The organism is Sphingomonas sp. STIS6.2 (genome assembly GCF_000732685.2).
In the GTDB taxonomy this organism is placed as follows: domain Bacteria; phylum Pseudomonadota; class Alphaproteobacteria; order Sphingomonadales; family Sphingomonadaceae; genus Sphingomonas; species Sphingomonas aerolata.
This window is the reverse complement of sequence record NZ_JPDP02000139.1, coordinates 342-4,731: the sequence shown is the minus strand read 5'-3', so window position 1 is coordinate 4,731 and position 4,390 is coordinate 342. Positions and strand designations below refer to the sequence as shown.

Sequence of the window (4,390 nt, the reverse complement as noted above, 5' to 3'; positions counted from 1 at the left end):
CCTCGAGATTGGCGATGCTGTGCGACATGTTCGCCTCGCCCGACAGAAACGGCTTCTCCCACAGGACGGCGCCGTCGCGGTGAATCCGGCTCATTCCCTCGACATGCTCGGGCAGCGTGCCGACCAGCAGCTCCGGGCCCAGCGACGCCTGGCGCAGCTTGGAATGCGCGAGCCACAGATAATTGTGCCGCTCGGTCACATGATCGCTGAACTCGTTGGCCAGACACAGGCCGAGCCGGAATGGCGTGCCGTCAGCCCCGATCAGGTAGATCCCGGCAAGCTCGGGCTCCTCGCCGCCATCCTCGGCAAAATCGGGCATCTCCAGCGCGGCACCCGGCGCGACGAGCCCCGAACCGTCGCCCTTGTAGAACCATTCGGGCTGCTGGCCGCGCTCGCCCGGCCCCGGCTTGCCGCGCTCGACGCCCTCCAGGAACATCCGCATCGAATCGGTCTGCTTTTCGGCATCCGCCGCGGCACGATGCATCTTGTCGCGCCCCTCGGCCGAGCCGAGATGCGTCAGCCCGGTACCCGTCATGACGACATGCGCCGGATCGACATGATCGATCGGTGACATCAGCCGACCGGCCGCCAGTTCGGCCGCGATGTCGACGCTGGCGCCCGTCCCATACGCCGCAACCGCGCCGGCGAGATCGGTGCCATCGGCGATCGCGCGCTCGGCAAGCGCACGGACGCTATCTACTCCGGGAACGAAAGCCGCCCCAGCGCTGGTGGCCGCGATCACCGATCGCGTGCCGTCGACGCCAACATGCTGCAACAGGCGCAAGCTCATCATCCTCTCCTTTCCGGGTGCCGCTGTTACGGTTCGCCCGGACGTCATCATGCAGGGAATTGGCGGGTCAGCCGGCGACGACGCCGTCGATCAGCCGCGGCGCGTCCGTGTCGTCACGCACGCAGGCGGGCAGCAATTCCGGCAGCAGGTTCTGGTAGGATACCGGCCGCAGGAAGCGGTCGATCGCCAAGCTGCCGACCGAGGTCGTGCGACCGTCCGACGTCGCCGGGAACGGTCCGCCATGGACCATCGCATGCGCGACCTCGACGCCCGTCGGCCAGCCATTGGCCAGGATCCGCCCCGCTTTGCGCTCGAGCAGCGGGATCAGGCGCGACGCCATCCCGGCATCGCCCGCGTCCATCTGGATCGTCGCGGTCAGCTGACCTTCCGCGGCGCGCAGCACGGCATGGAGCTCGTTCTCGTCTGCGCAGCGGACCAGCAGCGACGACGCCCCGAACACCTCATGCCCCAGCGCCGCGTCGCTCAGAAACTGTGCAGCGGTGGTTTCGAAGAACGCCGCCTGCCCCTGTGCGACACCTTCGCCGACCTTGCCCTGTGCGATCGTCTTGACCGCGTCATGGCCCGCGAGCGCCTCGACGCCCTTCTGGTACGCAGCGTGGATGCCGCCGGTGAGCATGGTCGCCGCCGGTGCGTCGGGAAGCGCGGTGGCCGCCGCGGCGACAAACGCATCGAGCCCGTCACCCTCGATCACGAGGACGAGGCCGGGATTGGTGCAGAACTGCCCCGCGCCCATCGTCAGCGATCCGACGAACGCCGTGCCCAGCGCCGCGCCGCGCGCTTTCAGCGCCTCGGGCAGCAGCACGACGGGATTGATGCTCGACATCTCGGCATAGACCGGGATCGGCACGTCGCGCGCCTGCGCCAGCTTGACGAGTGCCAGGCCGCCAGCGCGCGACCCGGTGAAGCCGACCGCAGCGATCCGCGGATCCTGAACCAGCGTGCTGCCCAGATCATTGCCGGGGCCGACCAGATGAGAGAACACGCCCTTTGGCAGGCCGCAGGCAGCAACCGCCGCCTCGATTGCGCCAGCGACCATCGCGCCGGTAGCGGGGTGCGCCGGATGACCCTTGACGACGACGGGGCAACCCGCAGCGAGCGCCGAGGCGGTATCACCACCCGCGGTCGAGAAGGCGAGCGGGAAATTGCTCGCGCCGAACACCGCGACCGGGCCGAGCGGGATCATCCGCAGCCGCAGGTCGGGACGCGGCAAGGGTGCGCGGTCGGGCAGCGCCGGGTCGATCCGGACACCCATCCAGCCGCCGCGTCGCACGACGCCTGCGAACAGCTTCAGCTGCCCGACGGTACGACCCCGCTCGCCCTCGAGCCGCGCGCGCGGCAAGCCGCTTTCGCGCATCGCAGTGACGATCAGCGTGTCGCCGAGCGCGACGATCTCTTCGCCGATCCGTTCGAGAAAGTCCGCGCGGGCTGCATTGTCGGTCGCGCGATACGCATCGAACGCCGCGTCGGCGGCGGCACAGGCCGTCGCAACGTCATCAGCGCCGTGGACCGCAAAGGCCTCGCCGGTCGCGAGCCCCGTCGCCGCGTCGATCGAACGGAACGCGTCGTTGCCGGCCGTCTCGGCCGTCTGGATATCAGTCATGGATAGTAGCTCCCTTATACTCAGACTTATGCGCAATGGCCCGATTTAGCAATCTTTTGGCGTTCCTTGATGGCACGCGGACTGTTACGCCGTGATGATGGAGCAGGCGCTATGACGATCAACGACAACGATCCACAGGAGATTGTGACCGGCGCCGGAACAGCACGCAGCCCCCGGGGGACCGGCCGCCGCCTGCACGGCGCGGTGGCGCACAAGCTGGGCACCGCGATCCTGTCGGGCGAATATGCGCCCGGCGACACGCTGGCCGGGGAAGTCGATTTCTCCAAGACGCTCGACGTGTCGCGAAGCGCGTACCGCGAGGCCGTGCAGGTGCTGACCGCCAAGGGGCTGGTCGAAAGCCGGCCCAAGATCGGCACACGCGTCCTGCCCCGCAGCCGTTGGAACCTGCTTGATCCCGACGTGCTCGCCTGGGCATTCGCGGCCGAGCCCGACATCATGTTCGTTCGCGACCTGTTCGAACTGCGCGCAATCGTCGAACCGGCCGCCGCCGCGCTCGCGGCCGAGCGCCGCGACCGCGCCGATCTGAAGATCATGAAGGACGCGCTCACCGCGATGCGTCGCCACACGCTTGCGACCGAAGCGGGCCGCGCGGCGGATCGCGAATTCCACGACGCCGTGCTGACCGCGACCCGGAACGATGCGCTGATCGTGCTGAGCGCCAGCATCGGCGCGGCGGTCAACTGGACCACGCAGTACAAGCAACGCGCCCGCGCGCTGCCCCGCAACCCGATCCCCGATCATGTGCTCGTCTATGACGCGATCGCGGCTGGCGATGCCGCGGCGGCAAGTGCCGCGATGCGCACGCTGGTCGACTTGGCACTGGAAGATACGAAGGCGGCGATGCAGCGCTGAACGCGCCGCACCGCCGATCTCCGGATCATCCCACCGCGACCGGCTCGGGCAGCGCATGCGTCACGCGCGATCCCCAGACCGCGTAGAACAGGATGTAGAGTTCGCACGCCGCGGTCAGCAGGAACGAGATCTGCAGGCCATAACGGTCCGCGAGCCAGCCCTGCACGATTACCAGTGCACCACCCGCGATCGCCATGATCAGAAGCCCCGATCCCTCTTCCGTCAGCGGTCCGAGCCCGCGGATGCCGAGCGTGAAGATCGTCGGGAACATGATCGAATGGAACAGCCCGACCGAGATCAGCGCCCACATCGCGACGTGCCCGGTGGTGAAGGTGGCGACCAGCATCACGACGAACGCGCCGATGCTGGCCAGCGCCAGGACGTGCTCCGCCGGAACGCTGCGCATGATGACGCTGCCGACCAGCCGCCCGACCATCATCCCGCCCCACAGGATGAACAGATAGTGCGAGGCCTGCTCGTGCGTCAGATTGCCGATCTGCGGCTGGCTGACGAAATTGATGAACAGGTTGGCGACGCCGATCTCGGCGATCAGATAAATGAAGATCGCCGGGATGCCGAGGACGAGGTTGCGATGCGACCAGAGCGACAGGCCCTTGCGATCGGCCTTTGCCGAACGCTGGGTCGCTGCCCCCATCGCCGGCAGCGGGAAGCGCGCGATGACGACCGCGAGCACGACCAGCACGCCCGCGACGATGAGATAGGGCAGCACGACAGACTGCGCGTCGGCAAGCCGCTCGGCGGGGGTCAGTACTGCGGTGGATCCGGCGACCGCCGTACCCGAGGTCGAGCGGCCGAGGATCAGATAGCCGCCGAACAAGGGCGCGAGCGTCGCGCCCGCCGAATTGAATGCCTGGACCAGGTTCAGCCGTGACGAAGCGGTCTCGGGCGGGCCGACGACCGCGACATAGGGGTTCGCCGCGACCTGAAGCAGCGTGATGCCGCTGGCGATCACGAACAGGGCGAACAGCGTCACGCCATAAGACGGCAGCCGCGCGGCGGGCACCATCATCAATGCACCGGCGGCCATCAGTGCGAGCCCGAACACCATCGCGCGCTGATAGCCGACGCGCTCGATCAGCTTGGCG

Annotated in this window: 4 protein-coding genes; 1 reads left to right on the top strand and 3 read right to left on the bottom strand. The window is 68.2% G+C overall.

From position 1 onward, the window contains the following. Positions 1-790: AraD1 family protein (gene araD1 / locus sphst_RS14370; RefSeq protein ID WP_107045730.1), on the bottom strand; the 790-nt coding region annotated here is incomplete at its 3' end. Positions 791-857: 67 nt separating this feature from the next. Further along, positions 858-2,411: an aldehyde dehydrogenase (NADP(+)) gene (locus sphst_RS14365; protein WP_031396195.1), complete on the bottom strand. Its 1,554-nt coding sequence runs from the start codon at positions 2,409-2,411 to the stop codon at positions 858-860. A 111-nt stretch (positions 2,412-2,522) separates the two neighbouring features. Between sphst_RS14365 and sphst_RS14360 the strand changes: the two genes are divergently transcribed. After that, positions 2,523-3,284 (top strand): FadR/GntR family transcriptional regulator, encoded by a 762-nt coding sequence (locus sphst_RS14360; RefSeq protein WP_081877786.1) that lies wholly within the window; start codon positions 2,523-2,525, stop codon positions 3,282-3,284. 25 nt (positions 3,285-3,309) lie between these two features. Here the strand turns inward: sphst_RS14360 and sphst_RS14355 are convergent. Beyond that, positions 3,310-4,390, bottom strand: a 1,081-nt coding sequence (locus tag sphst_RS14355) for a sugar MFS transporter (RefSeq protein WP_234387672.1), incomplete at its 5' end; no start/stop codon positions are given.